We start from the raw sequence: 15,627 nt of genomic DNA, 5'->3' as shown, positions 1-15,627 counted from the left end.
AAGGGAACTTCTACCCACAAGTGCTGTGGGTAAGTCCGTGGATAGCTGTGTATGGGCGCGCTTAGTGCCGGATTTACAAGGCGGCTTGTTGGTTTGCCTAAAAAATTGGCGGTCGAGCGTGTACTTGGGGCGTTCCCAATTGGGCTGGGGTCGATATACTAGCCAGTCCAATCAAAGGCTCAGGTTCTGGTCCGCCGCTCAGGTGGGGCCGTAGCCGATGAAGGCCCATTTGCAGTCTTAGGATTCCAGTACCATGACCCGCCCCAGCCACCGCGTTCTGACCGGCATCACCACCACCGGCACTCCCCACCTCGGCAACTATGTCGGCGCCATCCGGCCGGCCATCCAGGCCAGCCTGCAGCCGGGTACCGAGAGTTTCTTCTTTCTGGCGGACTACCACGCGCTGATCAAGTGCGACGATCCGGCCCGGATCGAGCGCTCGCGGCTGGAGATCGCGGCCACCTGGCTGGCGGCCGGGCTCGATACCTCGCGCGTGACCTTCTACCGCCAGAGCGATATCCCCGAGATTCCCGAGCTGACCTGGCTCCTGACCTGTGTGACCGCCAAGGGGCTGATGAACCGCGCCCATGCCTACAAGGCCAGTACAGACGCCAACGAGGCAGCCGGTGAGGAGCCCGATGCCGGCGTGACCATGGGGCTCTTCAGCTACCCCATCCTGATGGCCGCCGACATTCTGATGTTCAATGCGAACAAGGTGCCGGTCGGCCGCGACCAGATCCAGCATATCGAGATGGCGCGCGACGTAGCGCAGCGCTTCAACCACCTGTTCGGCAAGGGGCGTGAGCTCTTTGTGCTGCCCGAGGCACATATCGAGGAACAGGTTGCCACCTTGCCGGGCCTGGATGGCCGCAAGATGTCCAAGAGCTACGACAACACCATTCCGCTGTTCGAAGGCGGCGCCAAGGGCCTCAAGGAGGCGATCGCGCGCATCGTGACCGATTCGCGCCTGCCCGGTGAGCCCAAGGACCCGGACAACAGCCATCTGTACACCCTGTACCAGGCCTTTGCCAGTGCAGCTGACACCGCCACCTTCCGTGCCGACCTGCTGGCCGGCCTGGGCTGGGGCGATGCCAAGCAGCGCTTGTTTGAACTGATCGACGGCCAGATCGCTCCCATGCGCGAGCGCTATGTGGAACTGATGGCCAAGCCCGAGCTGATCGAAGCCGCACTGCAGGAAGGCGCCGCCAAGGCCCGAGCCCAGGCCATGCCCTTCCTGGCCGAGCTGCGCGCCTCGGTGGGCCTGCGTTCCTTCCAGGCTATTCCGCAGGCGGCCGCCAAGGTGGAGAGCGCCAAGCCGCAGCTGCCGGTGTTCAAGCAATACCGCGAGCAGGACGGCCGCTTCTACTTCAAGCTCAGCGCCCACGATGGCCGCGTACTGCTGCAAAGCCGGGGCTTTGAGCAGGGCAAGGAAGCTGGCCAGTGGGTGGGCAAGCTCAAGCAGACTGGCGCCAGCGTGCTGGCCGAGGCACCGGTCAGCCTGGGTGAAGGCGTGAGCCAGGACGAGGTGGCGCAAGCGCTGGCAGCTTTGGCGGCCGAGTAAGCATCCGACGGTGACAACAAAAAGCCCCGACCTTGGTCGGGGCTTTTTGTTGCTGCTGAACCTAGATCACCCAATCCAGCATATGGTAGGTCAGGTTGATAAAGGGGTTCATGATCGCAGACAGCGTACCGGTGAAGATCAGCGCGATCAGGATATACATGCCGTAGGGCTCAATGCGCGACACGGCATAGGCCGCCCGATGCGGCAGCAGGGAAACCAGCACGCGACCGCCATCCAAGGGTGGCAATGGCAGCAGGTTGAGCACCATGAGCACCACATTGATCTGTATGCCCGCCTGCGACATATAGGCCAGCGGCATTTGCAGGCTGCTGCCGTCCAGTGTCCCGGCGAGCTTGAGCAAAAGCCCCCAAGCCACTGCCATGGCAAGATTGGAAGCAGGGCCTGCCAAGGCCACCCACAGCATGTCCTGCTTGGGGTTGCGCAGGTTACGGAAGTCCACCGGTACGGGCTTGGCCCAACCGAACAGGAAACCACCCAGCAGCAGCGCCAATGCCGGTACCAAGATCGTGCCGAAAGGGTCGATATGGCGGATGGGGTTCAGGGATAAACGTCCCATCATCTCTGCAGTCCGGTCGCCAAAATGCTTGGCCGCATAGCCATGCGCAGCCTCATGCACGGTAATGGCAAACAACACCGGCAAGGCATAGATCGTGATCTTCTGGATCAGATTCCAATCGTCCAAAACAGCTTTCCTCTCATTGACGACCAGGCGCCACGTTTAGCATGGCGCCGTACAGACTAATTGACCGCGACAAGGCCGCTACGTTGCAACCAGTGCGCGCCCCAGGCCAGCAGATTATGCAGGGTATGGATGCAGGCCACCGCCAGAAAAGCATGGCCACGGGCAACGCGCGCACGATACCAGTAGGCGGCACCGAACAGAATGCCCAAGAGCGTGCCGAGCACAATGCCCTCCAGCAGCCGCTGGTAGTGCAAGAGGCCGAACACCAAGGCGCTCAGCAGTACCGGCCATAGCGGCCGCTGAGTCAGTTTGCCGGCCAACCATAGCGGCAACTGCTGGTTGAGCAAGGTCTCTATCCAGGGCGCCAACAGCACGGCGCCCAGAAACAGATGCGGCAGGCTGCGCAAAGCGTCGCCCTGGTATTGGGGCAGGGGTTGGCCCACCGCAGCGGCAGATTCCCCTATCAGCAACATCAGGGCGATTTTGGCCACCAAGGAGACACTATAGGTAGCGAATACAAAGACCCAGAAGGGCTGTGCGGCCCAACGTCGGCAGGCGTGGTCCAGCCTTGTAGCAACAGCCCGCAAACGAGCCCTCACAGGCCGAATACGGCCACGTCACCCGCCCCCTGGCGCACCAGCACCGGGTCGGATTCGGTCAGGTCGATCACCGTGGTCACACAGGTACCACAGGCGCCACCATCGATCACGGCATCCAGCTGGTGTTCAAGCTGCTGGCTGATCTCCCAGCCGTCCGTGGGTGCAAAGTCCTCGCCGGGTAGCAGCAGCGTGGAAGACAGCAGCGGCTCGCCCAGTTCGTCCAACAGGGCGCGCACCACCTTATGTTCCGGCACCCTCAGGCCGATAGTGGAACGCTTGGCCTGCATCACCCGGCGCGGTACCTCACGGGTGGCCTGCAGAATGACGGTATAGGGGCCCGGCATGGCGCTCTTGAGGTAGCGGTATTGCCGGTTGTCCACCCGTGCATAGGTGGCGAGCTCAGAGAGGTCACGGCAAACCAGGGTGAAGTGGTGCTTGTCGTCCACCTGGCGGATGCGGCGGATGCGTTCCAGCGCGTCCTTGTCGCCCAGGTGGCAGCCCAGCGCATAGCAGGACTCGGTCGGGTAGGCGATCACGCCACCGTCGCGGATGATGTCGACCGCCTGTTTGATCAGGCGGGCTTGTGGGTTGTCGGGATGGATGGACAGGTAAAGCGCCATGAGGTCGATTCGATAGACAGGCCCGCTGGGCCGATGCTTGCACTATAGCCGGCTGCTACCTGATAGATGGGGTCAGGCGGTGGCAAGAACAAGTGCAGCGTCATCCACCCAACGCCGCCAGATCGGCGTGGGACCGGGCGGCATGTCGGGCAAGAGCCCAGGTTCGCGGGCGCCCTCGCCGGTGGCGTGGTAGTCGGTGCCCAGCGAGGCCAAAAGGCCATTGACCTCGGCCACCCGGGCAAAGCGCTCGAAGTCGGCTGGATTGTGGCTGCCCGAAACGACCTCGATACCCTCGCCACCCAGTGCCTTGAATTCCTCGATCAGTTCGCCCAGCGTCTGCTTGCCGAACTCGTAGCGGCCAGGGTGGGCGATGACCGCTACCCCGCCAGCGTCACGTATCCAGCCTACTGCGTCGGCGAGGGTCGCCCACTGGTGACTCACGTAACCCGGCTTGCCACGCGCCAGGTATTTCTTGAACACGCCCTTCATATCCTTGGCGAGGCCGCGTTCGATCAGGTGCCGGGCAAAATGCGCCCGACCGATCATCTCGGGGTTGTCGGCAAACTTGCGGGCACCGGCCAGCACGCCGCTCACGCCCACCGCTGCCAGCGCTTCATCCATGCGCACCGCGCGCTCGTCGCGCCCGTGCCGCACGCTGGCAAGGCCCGCCAGCAGGCCGGCGTTCGCCGGGTCGAAGCCTAGGCCGATGATATGCAACGTGTGCTTGCGCCAGCTGACCGAGATCTCCACCCCGGTCACAAAGCCCATACCGAGCTTGGCTGCTTCGTCCGCCGCGTCCGCCAGACCGCGTACATCGTCGTGGTCGGTCAGGGCAAACAGCTTGCAGCCCCGGCCGTGTGCCCGCGCCACCACCTCGCGCGGCGGCAGCATGCCGTCGGACACATTGGAATGGGCGTGTAGATCAATGGGCAACATGGGCAAAAGCTCTCCTGGCGACATCTTATCGCTATTCGGGGCATACAAACGGTTTCGCGATACCCGCGCAGACATGGCGGAAGCTCCCTGGGCAAGCCCCCAGACAGTTTGGACCTGGCGAAGTGGGATGAATTCCATGTCGGCGTCCAGTACAGCCCGTCGCACGCCGCGTGGCAAGGCGCGGTTGCTCGATTATCATGCGGCGGCACTGTTTGACCCACTGCCACTACCGCATCTTCCCTTCGTTCCGGAGCCCTTGATGTCCCGTACGCTGTCCCTGCTGCTTGCCGGCGCCATGCTGCTGGCCGGTACTGCCCCACATGCCGCCCCCCTCGGCACGGCAGACAACCCGCTGCTGTACCCCAGCACCCTGCCCTACCAATTGCCGGCCTTTGACCGGATCCGGACCGAGCACTTCCGCCCCGCCTATCTTGAAGGCATGCGCGAGCAGCAGGCCGACATCGCCCGCATTGCAGGCAACCCGGCGACGCCAACCTTCGACAACACCATCCTGGCGCTGGAGCGCTCCGGCGTGCTGCTCAAGCGCACCAAGCAGATCTTCGACAATCTCAGCGCCACCTGGGGCAGCGACGAGATGGACGCGCTGCACAAGGCGCTGATCCCGCGACTGGCGGCCAATAGCGACGCCACCTTGCTGAACAGCCGCTTGTACGCCCGCATAGCCAAGCTCCATGCGCAGCGCGAGCATTTGGGCCTGGATGCCGAATCGTTACGCCTGCTGGATTATTACCACCAGAACTTCGTGCTGGCCGGTGCCCGCCTGTCGGATGCCGACAAGGCTAAGCTCAAACGGCTCAACGCCGAACTGGCCGTGCTGCAAAACGGCTTCAGTCTCAATGTGCAGAAAGACAGCAACGCCGGCGCCGTGCTAGTGGAAGACCGCAGCGAGCTGGCCGGCCTCTCGGAACAGGATATCGCCACGGCAGCGGCAGCCGCCAAAGCCAAGGGCGAGCCGGGCAAATACCTGCTGGCGCTGACCAATACCACCGGCCAGCCGCAGGAAGATGAACTGGACAACCGCGCCCTGCGACAGCGCTTGTATGAAGCTTCGGTCAACCGCGGCAGCCACGGTGGCGACTTCGACAACCGTAGCATCGTGCTGCGCATCGCCAAGCTGCGCGCCGAACGCGCGCGCCTGCTGGGTTACCCAGACTTCGCCAGCTACGCCCTGGCCAACCAGATGGCCAGCACACCAGCCGCCGCCAACCAGTTGCTGGAGCGGGTTGCCGCTGCCGCGGTGAAGAGCGCACAGCAGGATGCCCGCAGCCTGCAGGCCATGATCACGGCCGACGGTAAGGACTTCCAGCTGGCACCCTGGGACTGGGGTTATTACACCGAGAAGGTCCGCAAAGCCCACTACGATTACAGCGAGAGCGAGCTACGCCCCTATTTTGAGCTGAACCGGGTGCTGCAGGACGGCCTCTTCTATGCCGCCACCCAGCTCTACGGCATCACCTTCAAGGAGCGCCGCGATCTGCCTGTCTACCAGCCGGACGTGCGGGTGTTCGAAGTATCGGAAGCCGATGGCCAGCCTCTGGCGTTGATCCTGTTCGACTTCTACGCCAGCGCCCACAAGCAGGGCGGCGCCTGGATGAACAACTATGTGGATCAGTCGGGCCTGTACGGCACCCGTCCGGTGGTGGCCAACCATCTGAACATCCAGAAGCCCGCGGCAGGCCAGCCCACCCTGCTGACCAGCGAAGAAGTCGAGACCTTGTTCCATGAATTCGGTCACGGCCTGCACGGCATGTTCTCCAAGGTACGCTACCCCTCGCTCTCCGGTGCCAATGTGCCGCGCGACTTTGTCGAGTACCCCTCGCAGTTCAATGAGATGTGGGCCTTCTGGCCGGAGGTGCTGCGCCACTACGCCAAGCACTACCAGACCGGCGCCGATATGCCGCAGCCCCTGATGGACAAGGCCTTGGCGGTGCGCAAGTTCAACAAGGGCTTTGCCACCACCGAGTATGTGGCCGCCGCCCTCCTGGACCAGCGCTGGCATGCCCTGACGCCAGAGCAGGTACCTACCGACGTGCTGGCTTTTGAGTCCGAGGCCCTGAAGGCCGCCGGCGTGGCTTTTGCCCCCATCCCACCGCGTTACCGCAGCACCTACTTTCTGCACACCTTTGCCGGCGGCTATGCGGCGGGTTACTACGCCTATCTGTGGAGCGACGTGCTGGCTGCCGACAGCAGCCTATGGTTCCGCCAACATGGCGGCCTGACGCGCGCCAATGGCGACTGGTTCCGCCAGCACATCCTGTCACGCGGTAACAGCGCCGACGCGATGAGCCTGTTCCGCACCTTCCGCGGCGGCGAGCCAGGCATAGCACCACTGCTGGAGAAACGCGGCCTGAGCGCCGACCAGCCCTGAGCAGCGGGGTTAGCGCATGAAAAAAGGCGGGCCGCATGGTCCACCTTTTTTATGGTCGTCTTGCTACGCCTACTCCAGTGCCTGGTAGCGCACCTCAAGGATCTCGATATCCTCGGCACCCGCCGGCCCACGCAGCACCACGGTGTCTCCCTCGCGAGCCTTCAACAGGCAGCGCGCCAGGGGCGAGATCCAGCTGATATGGCCCTTGTCGAGGTCCAGCTCATCCACGCCGACGATGCTGACCGTCTGCTCATCGCCATTGCCACGCAAGACCGTGACCGTGGCAGAGAAGAACACTTGGTCGGTGGCTTCGCGGGTGGAGGGATCGACCACCTCGGCGTTTTCCAGCCGCTTGGTCAGAAAGCGGATGCGCCGATCGATCTCGCGCAGGCGCTTCTTGCCGTAGATATAGTCACCGTTCTCGGACCGATCGCCATTGCCTGCCGCCCAGTTGATCATCTGGGTCAGGGCCGGCCGCTCCTTGGTCACGAGCTCATGCAGTTCAACCCGCATGCGGTTCCAACCGCCCGGGGTCATATAGTTCTTGGTCGCGGCGGGCAACTGCAGGTGCTCTGGTAGCGCCTCGTCCTCGTCGCCTTCCGCTTCCTTGGTGAATGCCTTGTTCATGCCTAATTCCATGACACCGACCCAGGGTCAGCGCGTCGACACCCGGCCAGTCAGGCCCAGACCCGCCCATTTGAGCACGGCCAGAACCTCGGTCTCGTCAAGCTCATAGTATTGGCCACGCTTGAGACGCGAAGGCAGGGTCAGCATGCCAAAGCGCACACGCATCAGCCGCGACACGGTCAAGCCGTAGTGCTCGAACATGCGGCGCACCTCACGGTTGCGGCCTTCCTTGAGGATGACGCGGTACCAGTGGTTCATACCCTCGCCGCCCTGGTCTTCCAGCACCTCGAAGCGGGCACGGCCGTCTTCCAGCTCGATACCGGCGACCAACTCCTTCTTCTGCTCGTCGGTCAGCTGGCCCAACACCCGCACGGCGTACTCGCGCTGTACTTCAAAACGTGGGTGCATCAGCCGGTTGGCCAGGTCACCAGAGGTCGTGAAGATCAACAGACCCGAGGTATTGAAGTCCAGGCGGCCAACCGCCACCCAGGCCGAACTCTGTACCTTGGGCAACCGCTCGAACACCGTGGTGCGGCCCTCCGGGTCGTCACGGCTGACCAGTTCGCCCTCCTGCTTGTGGTAGAGCACCACGCGCGGCAGGCGATCCGGCCATTTGATCACCACCGGCTTGCCATCCACCATCACCTTGTCGCCAAACACCACCCTTGCACCCGGCTGGCAGATCTGGCCATTGATGCTGACGCGGCCTTCGGCCACCCAGGCGTCACAATCGCGGCGCGAACCGACGCCAGACAGCGCCAGGGCCTTCTGGATGCGCAGATCACCAATGTATTTGGCATCCACCCGCTTCTCGCGCAGCTCGGCTGCCTGCTGCTCGTGCTTCTCGCTGCCGTGGCGTTGCCGTAGCTTCTTGGCCGGTGCAACCGGTAGATCGGCAACGTTGACCGGCGCCTCGCGGCTGGCGCTACGGCGTGCTTCGCGGCGGGCGTCGGCGTCCATGGCCTGGTATTCGGCACTGCTGTACGGTTTGTTGGGCGTGCGGCGCTGCTGCTCGATGCTGTCGTAACCACGGCCCTGCAGATTACCCTGGCGCTTGCCGCGACCTTGGCCGGCATCGGCTGCGGGTGCCCCTACGCGCGGACTGCGGTTGCCGCGCCCTTCGCCGTAGCCTTGCTCAGCCCCCGCCGAACGGCCCTGCCGCGGCGCCTGACCGGCGCGCGGTGCACCATCACGGCCGTAGCCTGCATCGCCGCCAGTGCGGGGGCCTCGGCCAGTGCGGCCCTCACCATAGCCTTGCTCCCCGGCTGCCGTGCGACCCTGCCGCGGGGCTTGGCCAGTGCGTGGCCCACCGTCGCGACCTTGCGCGGCTTCACCGCCCGGGCGCGGACCGCGACCGGCACGACCTTCGCCGTAGCCCTGCTCCCCAACCGTGGAACGACCCTGGCCGCTGCGCGGGGCGCCATCGCGACCTTGTGCTGCACCGCGCGGCGCACGGGATTCGCCATAGCCGCCGCCCTTGCCAGCGCTATCGCGGCCCTGACCTTGTCCACCGCGGCCTTGGGCGGCCTCGCCGGTCGAAGTGCGGCCACGGCCACCACGGGGGGCGGAGGTGGGAGCAGCGGATTGCGAGGAGGGTTTACGGGGCGGCGCCATGTTTCGGTACTCCAAAGTCGAACGGCGGTGCATCACACCGCCGTCCTGTTTTCATGTGTTGTCAGTAGGGATTATAGCGCGCGAGCGGGCTCTCCTGCCGCCACATGTTCCAGCCAGCGCCAGATCCGTTCATCCTGCATATGCGCCACATTGAACCGCAGCCAGGGTGTAGGCCCCACCTGTGGGCTGAACAGTACCCCCGGCGCCAGCATGATCTCCTGCTCCAGCGCGGCTTGCGCGATCGGCGCAGTATCGGCGACGCACGGCAGGCGGGCAAAACTGAACATGCCCCCGCCGGGTTGCGCCCATAGCTCGAAGCCCAGCGATTCCAGCCGCGGCAGGCTGGCATCCGCCGTCTGCTTGAGACGCGCCTTGATCCGTTCCATATGCTTGCGATAGGCACCTTCGGTCAGCATGGCATGGATTACCCGCTCGGCCGCCTCCGAGGTCGAAAGCCCGGTCAGCAGCTTGAGATTGCAGAGATCTTGGGCCCTTGCCGGGGAGGCAGCGATAAAACCTACCCGCAGATTGGCCGACAGCGTCTTGGAGAAGCTACCGACATAGATCACCCGGTTGAGCTGGTCCAGCGCCGCCAGCCGTTCGCCCGGGCCGGTCTGGAAGTCGCTGTAGATATCGTCCTCGACAATGGTCAGGTCGTACTTCTCGGCCAGTTGCAGGCAGCGATGTGCGGTGGCGCGGTTGAGGCTGGTGCCGGTCGGGTTATGCAGCACGCTGTTGGTGATGAAGAGCTTGGGCTTGTGTTCGGCCAGCAGGCGCTCCAGCACGACCACGTCCGGCCCGTTGGCGGTTCGCGGTACGCCATAGAGCCGCGCGCCGTTGAGTTTCTGGTTGGCGAAGACATTGAAGAAGCCCGGGTCGTCCACCAGCACGGCGTCACCCTCGTCCACAAAGTAGCGGGCGATCAGGTCCAGCGCCTGCATGGCGCCGTGGGTGAGCACGATCTGCTCGGGCTCGGCCTCGATCTCGAGCTCGGCCAGCCGTACCGTGAGTTGCTGGCGCAGCGGGCGGTAACCAAAGGGTTCGCCGTAGGAGGTCAGCCGAGCATTGGGCCGTCGGGTCAGGTCGCGCAGCGCCTTTTCCAACTCGGCCTGCGGCATCCAGCTTGCCGGCAGCCAGCCGCAGCCAGGCTTGAGGACGGGGCTGTCAGATGCCAGTGCGTCGTGCCGCAGCAGCCACAGGCTATCTACGCAACGACTCAGCGGCGGTTCGCGGCGGACCGGCGCATTGGCATGGGCCTCGACCCGCGAGGTGACGTAGAAGCCCGCCCCGCGCCGGGACTGCACATAGCCCAGCGCGACCAGGCGGTCGTAAGCTTCCACCACGGTGAACTTGGAGACGCGGTAGTCAGCCGCAAAGCTGCGGATGGAGGGCAGGCGACTGCCGGCACGCAGGCTTTTGTCGCCTATGCGGACGATGAACTGCTCTACGATTTGCTCGACCAGCGGCTGATCATGGGCATGATCGACGATGAAAGGCTGCATGCGCGCTCCACAAGCTCAATCCCGACACCAGACACCCCGCCTGGCGCACCCAGCACACGGACAACTGTCCGGTAACTGTCCAAGCATTGTCCAGCAAACCGTACCAGGCGACCAGCCCTGTTTATAGGCCATCCGCAATACTGCACATGCGTGCTGAAAACAATCGCACCAGCGAGCTTGGCAGGGGTTACACTGCTGCCGCATGAACCCCACCCCAGCCCTGGCCGAGCTGCATGCAGAACTCGGCATTCCTGCCGACTATGCCGCTGTACGCCAGCTGCAGCACTGCGCAGAGGCCGGCACACTGGTGCCCCTGGGGCTGGACTGTCTGGGCCGCGACCAGTTCGCCACGGCCGCCGCCGCCGCCGCCTGGCATGCCATGCAGGCCGCTGCTGCCGCGGACCAGATAGAGCTGCAACTGGTCTCGGCCTTTCGCAGCGTGGCCTACCAGGCCAATCTGATCCGCAAGAAGCTGGCTACCGGCCTCAATATCGCCAACATCCTCACAGTCAGCGCCGCCCCCGGCTATAGCGAGCACCATACCGGCCGGGCGCTGGATATCACCACGCCGGGTTACGCCCTGCTGGAAGAGGATTTCGAGCAGAGCCCTGCCTATGCCTGGCTGCAGCGGCATGGCAGCGAATTCGGCTTTAGCCTGAGCTACCCGCGCGACAACCCGAACGGCATTGCCTTCGAGCCCTGGCACTGGTGCCACCACCCTATTTCAAGCTGAACCCCACCATGCCCAATACCACCCTCTGGCTGATCCGCCATGGCGAAACCAGCTGGAATGCCGAACGCCGCTTCCAGGGCCATACCGATGTGCCGCTCAATGCCACTGGCCGCGGCCAGGCCAAGCGCCTGGCGGAGCGCTTGAAGGAAGACCATCTGGACGATGCCTTCACCGCCATCTATAGCAGCGACCTGGGGCGGGCACGTGAGACAGCCGCCGCCGCCGCACAGGCTTGTGGCCTGACGCTGCAGATCCATAGCGGCCTGCGCGAACGTCACTACGGAGTGCTCTCGGCGCTGACCCCGGAAGAGATGGCGGCACGCCACCCCGAAGCCTACGCCCAGTGGCAGGTGCGCAACCCCGACTATGTGCTACCCGAGGGCGAGAGCCTGCGAGGCTTCAATGCCCGGGTAATGGATACCCTGACCGAGATCGCCGAGGCCCACCCAGGCCAGCAGGTCTTGGTCGTGGCGCACGGTGGCGTACTGGACTGCGCCTACCGGGCCGCTACCGGCCAACCGCTGAGTGCCCGTCGCGAGCATAGCCTGCACAATGCCAGCATCAACCGCGTCCGCTTCCGCGGCGGCCGCTACCATGTCGAACAATGGGGCGATATTGCCCATCTCGAAGCCGAAGCCTTCGACGAGATCTGAACCTTGCCACCCTATGGCCAAACCCAAAACTGTCTATAGCTGTTCCGATTGCGGCGGCGTCAACCCCAAGTGGCAGGGCCAATGCCCGCACTGCGGGGCCTGGAATACCCTCTCTGAAACCATCGTGGCCGAGCCCAAGGCGGGCGCGGCGCGTTTTCGCTCGCTGGCCGCAGGTGGCGGCGTGCAGTCCTTGCTGGACGTCGAAACTGCCGAGGCGCCACGCACCCCCACCGGTAGCGAGGAGCTCGACCGCGTGCTGGGCGGTGGTCTGGTCGCAGGCGCCGTGGTACTGATCGGCGGCGACCCGGGCATAGGCAAGTCCACCCTGCTGCTGCAAGCTTTGGCACATCTGGGGCGCGACCGCAGGGTGCTCTATATCTCGGGCGAGGAGTCGGCGCAGCAGATCGCACTGCGCGCGCGCCGGCTGGCGGTTGAGGCCGGGCCGGTACGGCTCTTGGCCGAGATCAATATGGAGACCATCCTCGCCACCCTCGCGGCCGAGCGGCCCGAGATCGTGGTGGTGGACTCCATCCAGACCGTCTACAGCGAGCAGTTGCAGTCCGCCCCCGGCTCGGTCGCACAGGTACGCGAGTGCTCGGCCCAGCTGACGCGCTACGCCAAGACTTCCGGCACCACCGTGTTGCTGGTGGGTCACGTTACCAAGGATGGCGCCCTGGCCGGGCCGCGCGTACTGGAGCATATCGTCGATGCGGTGCTGTACTTTGAGGGCGACACCCATTCGAGCTTCCGTCTGATCCGGGCGCAGAAGAACCGCTTTGGCGCGGTCAACGAGCTGGGCGTGTTCGCCATGACCGAGAAGGGTCTGCGCGGCGTCACCAACCCGTCTGCACTATTCCTCTCGCAGCACGCCGAACCGGTACCCGGCGCCTGCGTACTGGTCACCCAGGAAGGTACCCGCCCCTTGCTGGTGGAGATACAGGCATTGGTCGACGAGGCCCATGCCCCCAATACCAAGCGGCTGGCCGTGGGCCTGGAACAGAACCGGCTGGGGCTCTTGCTGGCAGTGCTGCACCGTCACGCCGGTGTGGCGTGTTTTGACCAGGATGTGTTCGTCAACGCGGTCGGCGGCGTACGTATTGCCGAACCGGCGGCCGACTTGGCGGTACTGCTGGCGATTGTCTCTTCGCTGCGGAACCGAGCCTTGCCTGAGAAGCTGGTGGTATTTGGCGAAGTGGGGCTGGCCGGCGAGGTGCGGCCGGTGCAACGTGGTCAGGAGCGGCTCAAGGAAGCCGCCAAGCTCGGCTTTACCCGCGCCATCATTCCCAAGGCCAATGCGCCCAAGGCCGCCATCGCCGGGATGAAGGTGATCGCAGTGGATCGCCTGGACCAGGCCGTTGCCGCACTGCGGGAGGCCTAGGCCCTAAGACCCACACCTGGTGCCCGGCAGGGGGCGAGCCAAGTATTACCCAAGGAAAGCTTATCGCTTTGGAATATAATGTTCGGTTCACATACAAAAACACAATTTGTCACTAGGTGGAAACCTATGTTTTCTCGTCTTATCCGGAGCCCTTTCCGGCTCTCCTTGGCCATATTGATCGGCGCACTGAGCCTGCCCGCCGCCCAGGCTGAATCGGTTGGCTCTCATATCAAGACCCCGAGCGGCGCCCAGGCACAAGCCCAGGTCGTTCGCCGCATGGACCAGCCGGTCAACTTTGAGGCCCTCAAGGCGGGTGGCACGACGGTTGCGCTGACCCAGCCCAGCCAGGCCCAGCTGACACAATTCCGCGAGCAGCAGCGGCATGCCCTGCAACGCAGCCGCCAAGCGTTGCCCATCGGTTTCGCCCGTGAGTTGCCTGCCAACGCCCAACTGCTGGACGCCAGCAAGCTGACCTGGCGCACCCAGAAGAGCGGCAAGCAGACTGCACAGTGGGCCATTACCTCGCCTGGCGCCAGCCGCCTGCGACTGGGCATGAACATCAACCCCGAGTTTATTGGTGAGATCCGCTTCGCCAACCAGCTCGGTACCAAGGTCAGCGACACCGTGCTGCGTGCCGCCTGGGTTGGTCAGCCCACCTTCTGGTCGCCAACCGTCGAGGACGACACGGTGGTGGTGGAATTCTCGCTGCCTGAGGGCGCCGCCATCCCAACCTGGGTCGCCAAGGTCCAGCAGCTCTCCCATATGCCTGACAAGCAGTCCGATAACAAGCGCCCCCCGGTCAGCGCGGACATCGTGCCGGGCACCTGGGCTTGCCATACCAACTTCGCCTGCAACTTGACCAATGCGCAGCGCACGACCGGCAACGGCGTGGCCGAGATGGAATTCGTCGTACTTGGGTCCAGCTATGTCTGCACCGGCACCCTCTTGAACGACCGCTACAGCAGCAACACGCCCTATTTCTACACGGCCAACCATTGCATCCCTAACCAGACTGTTGCCAGCACGCTGGAAACCTACTGGTTCTTCGAGGATGCCAGCTGCGTCAGCAACAATCAGGTGCCTGCCACGACGACCCGTCTCAGCGGCGGTGCCACCCTGTTGAACACTGATGTGTCGAACGACCATAGCCTGCTGCGCCTCAACAGTACGCCACCCGATGGCGTGATGTATGTCGGCTGGGACAGTACCGATCTGGGCCTCATGACCTCGGTGCTGGGCATCCATCACCCCAAGGGTGATGTGAAGAAGAAGGCCATCGGCCTGATCGACAGCCCGACCAAAACCGATGTGTATGACAGCGAGTCCATGGTCTCCCATCCGGCACTGACTACCGTCAGGTGGACCATGGGTGGCACGCAAAGCGGCAGCAGTGGCTCCGGCCTTTTCACCTGCGGCACCACCGAGTGTGCCCTGCGCGGCGGCTTGTTTGGCTCCGCCATCGGCAGCACCTGTGGCCGGCAACAAAGCTTCTATTCCAATTTTGGCATTGCTTATCGCGCCGCCAAGGCGTGGCTGGAGGCCGACAACCGGCCGCTCACCCCACAGACCGGCTGGTGGTGGAACCCGGGTGAAGGTGGCCGCGGCTACTCGCTGGAGAAGAGCGGCAACAACATCTTCTTCGCCGCCTACATGTACGACGAGGCGGGCGCAGCGGTTTGGTATGTCGGCACCCTCACTTTGACCGACGCCAACACCTATGAAGGTACGCTGACCTACTACGCTGGCGGCCAAACCCTGAACGGCAGCTACAAATCGCCCGCCACGACCACTGGCGTCGGCCAGGCCAAGCTGAAGTTTTCGTCGGCCAGCAACGCCCTCCTGACCTTTACCGGCAGTGGCCGCACTCTCAGCTTCGCGACCCTGATCGAGCGCTTCAATATCGTGGCCAACGGCCTGAGTGCGCCCAAGCAGGCCGGCCAACCGGAATCTGGCTGGTGGTGGAACAGCAGCGAGGGCGGCCGGGGCTACTTCCTGGAGGTCCAGAATGGCAACGTCTATATCGCCGGCTATATGTACTCGCCCGACGGCAAGCCGGTCTGGTATGTCAGCCTCGCCCCACTGAGCAACAATCTGCAGACATTGAAGGGTAGCTGGGGACAGTACCAGGGCGGCCAGACCCTGGGCGGCCTGTACCGCCAGGCCAGCTTGACCAATGCCAATGTAGGTGCAATGACCATCAACTTCAGCAGTACGACCAGTGCCACGCTGACGCTGCCTAACGGCCGTCAGGTCGCCCTGCAACGCTTCCAGTTCTGATTGCATAGCGGGAATGGTCAAAGGCCTGCCGGCGT

13 protein-coding genes are annotated in these 15,627 nt (G+C 64.1%); 6 read left to right on the top strand and 7 right to left on the bottom strand.

Annotated features, from left to right (window positions below; genetic code table 11):
- Positions 1 to 253: 253 nt before the first annotated feature.
- The gene (locus tag VIM95_RS12635) at positions 254 to 1,561 is read left to right on the top strand and encodes a tryptophan--tRNA ligase (protein WP_331986169.1); all 1,308 of its coding nucleotides are present in this window, start codon (positions 254 to 256) and stop codon (positions 1,559 to 1,561) included.
- Between the two features lie 61 nt (positions 1,562 to 1,622).
- Here VIM95_RS12635 and VIM95_RS12630 read toward each other — a convergent pair whose 3' ends face one another.
- The 4 genes from VIM95_RS12630 to VIM95_RS12615 all read right to left on the bottom strand — a co-directional run bounded on the left by VIM95_RS12630 (position 1,623) and on the right by VIM95_RS12615 (position 4,419).
- Complete coding sequence (locus tag VIM95_RS12630) at positions 1,623 to 2,264, bottom strand: site-2 protease family protein (RefSeq protein ID WP_331986168.1); 642 nt, start codon at positions 2,262 to 2,264, stop codon at positions 1,623 to 1,625.
- Between the two features lie 56 nt (positions 2,265 to 2,320).
- Complete coding sequence (locus VIM95_RS12625) at positions 2,321 to 2,755, bottom strand: CPBP family intramembrane glutamic endopeptidase (RefSeq protein WP_331986167.1); 435 nt, start codon at positions 2,753 to 2,755, stop codon at positions 2,321 to 2,323.
- A 104-nt stretch (positions 2,756 to 2,859) separates the two neighbouring features.
- The gene (locus VIM95_RS12620) at positions 2,860 to 3,483 is read right to left on the bottom strand and encodes an L-threonylcarbamoyladenylate synthase (protein WP_331986166.1); all 624 of its coding nucleotides are present in this window, start codon (positions 3,481 to 3,483) and stop codon (positions 2,860 to 2,862) included.
- Positions 3,484 to 3,555: 72 nt separating this feature from the next.
- Positions 3,556 to 4,419 (bottom strand): 3',5'-nucleoside bisphosphate phosphatase, encoded by an 864-nt coding sequence (locus VIM95_RS12615; RefSeq protein ID WP_331986164.1) that lies wholly within the window; start codon positions 4,417 to 4,419, stop codon positions 3,556 to 3,558.
- Between the two features lie 259 nt (positions 4,420 to 4,678).
- Between VIM95_RS12615 and VIM95_RS12610 the strand changes: the two genes are divergently transcribed.
- Positions 4,679 to 6,808, top strand: a complete 2,130-nt coding sequence (locus VIM95_RS12610; protein ID WP_331986163.1) for a M3 family metallopeptidase — start codon at positions 4,679 to 4,681, stop codon at positions 6,806 to 6,808.
- Positions 6,809 to 6,877: 69 nt separating this feature from the next.
- Here VIM95_RS12610 and greB read toward each other — a convergent pair whose 3' ends face one another.
- The 3 genes from greB to VIM95_RS12595 form a co-directional block, all read right to left on the bottom strand.
- Positions 6,878 to 7,435 carry a transcription elongation factor GreB gene (gene greB, locus VIM95_RS12605; protein ID WP_331986162.1) on the bottom strand — a complete coding sequence of 186 codons (558 nt, stop codon included), beginning with the start codon at positions 7,433 to 7,435 and terminating at the stop codon, positions 6,878 to 6,880.
- Between the two features lie 27 nt (positions 7,436 to 7,462).
- Positions 7,463 to 9,049: a pseudouridine synthase gene (locus VIM95_RS12600; protein ID WP_331986161.1), complete on the bottom strand. Its 1,587-nt coding sequence runs from the start codon at positions 9,047 to 9,049 to the stop codon at positions 7,463 to 7,465.
- A gap of 71 nt (positions 9,050 to 9,120) precedes the next feature.
- The gene (locus tag VIM95_RS12595; protein WP_331986160.1) at positions 9,121 to 10,551 is read right to left on the bottom strand and encodes a PLP-dependent aminotransferase family protein; all 1,431 of its coding nucleotides are present in this window, start codon (positions 10,549 to 10,551) and stop codon (positions 9,121 to 9,123) included.
- Positions 10,552 to 10,753: 202 nt separating this feature from the next.
- On the opposite strand from VIM95_RS12595, the gene VIM95_RS12590 reads away from it, so the two are divergent.
- From VIM95_RS12590 to VIM95_RS12575, 4 genes are all read left to right on the top strand, one after another.
- Complete coding sequence (locus VIM95_RS12590) at positions 10,754 to 11,284, top strand: M15 family metallopeptidase (protein ID WP_331986159.1); 531 nt, start codon at positions 10,754 to 10,756, stop codon at positions 11,282 to 11,284.
- An 8-nt stretch (positions 11,285 to 11,292) separates the two neighbouring features.
- Positions 11,293 to 11,937, top strand: coding sequence for a histidine phosphatase family protein (locus VIM95_RS12585; RefSeq protein WP_331986157.1), 645 nt, complete (start codon positions 11,293 to 11,295; stop codon positions 11,935 to 11,937).
- Positions 11,938 to 11,950: 13 nt separating this feature from the next.
- The gene (gene radA / locus VIM95_RS12580; RefSeq protein ID WP_331986155.1) at positions 11,951 to 13,315 is read left to right on the top strand and encodes a DNA repair protein RadA; all 1,365 of its coding nucleotides are present in this window, start codon (positions 11,951 to 11,953) and stop codon (positions 13,313 to 13,315) included.
- Between the two features lie 126 nt (positions 13,316 to 13,441).
- Positions 13,442 to 15,592 (top strand): hypothetical protein, encoded by a 2,151-nt coding sequence (locus VIM95_RS12575; RefSeq protein WP_331986153.1) that lies wholly within the window; start codon positions 13,442 to 13,444, stop codon positions 15,590 to 15,592.
- Positions 15,593 to 15,627 lie beyond the last annotated feature (35 nt).

This window comes from Chitinimonas sp., from assembly GCF_036568685.1.
Lineage (GTDB): Bacteria > Pseudomonadota > Gammaproteobacteria > Burkholderiales > Chitinimonadaceae > Chitinimonas.
This window is presented reverse-complemented; position numbering and strand designations above follow the sequence as displayed.

Excerpts from the sequence above, each read along its gene's own strand:
- radA (WP_331986155.1), top strand. The coding sequence starts at position 11,951 with ATGGCCAAACCCAAAACTGTCTATAGCTGTTCCGATTGCGGCGGCGTC.
- VIM95_RS12585 (WP_331986157.1), top strand. The coding sequence starts at position 11,293 with ATGCCCAATACCACCCTCTGGCTGATCCGCCATGGCGAAACCAGCTGG.
- VIM95_RS12600 (WP_331986161.1), bottom strand. The coding sequence starts at position 9,049 with ATGGCGCCGCCCCGTAAACCCTCCTCGCAATCCGCTGCTCCCACCTCC.
- VIM95_RS12635 (WP_331986169.1), top strand. The coding sequence starts at position 254 with ATGACCCGCCCCAGCCACCGCGTTCTGACCGGCATCACCACCACCGGC.
- greB (WP_331986162.1), bottom strand. The coding sequence starts at position 7,435 with ATGAACAAGGCATTCACCAAGGAAGCGGAAGGCGACGAGGACGAGGCG.
- VIM95_RS12590 (WP_331986159.1), top strand. The coding sequence starts at position 10,754 with ATGAACCCCACCCCAGCCCTGGCCGAGCTGCATGCAGAACTCGGCATT.
- VIM95_RS12615 (WP_331986164.1), bottom strand. The coding sequence starts at position 4,419 with ATGTTGCCCATTGATCTACACGCCCATTCCAATGTGTCCGACGGCATG.
- VIM95_RS12620 (WP_331986166.1), bottom strand. The coding sequence starts at position 3,483 with ATGGCGCTTTACCTGTCCATCCATCCCGACAACCCACAAGCCCGCCTG.
- VIM95_RS12610 (WP_331986163.1), top strand. The coding sequence starts at position 4,679 with ATGTCCCGTACGCTGTCCCTGCTGCTTGCCGGCGCCATGCTGCTGGCC.
- VIM95_RS12575 (WP_331986153.1), top strand. The coding sequence starts at position 13,442 with ATGTTTTCTCGTCTTATCCGGAGCCCTTTCCGGCTCTCCTTGGCCATA.
- VIM95_RS12595 (WP_331986160.1), bottom strand. The coding sequence starts at position 10,551 with ATGCAGCCTTTCATCGTCGATCATGCCCATGATCAGCCGCTGGTCGAG.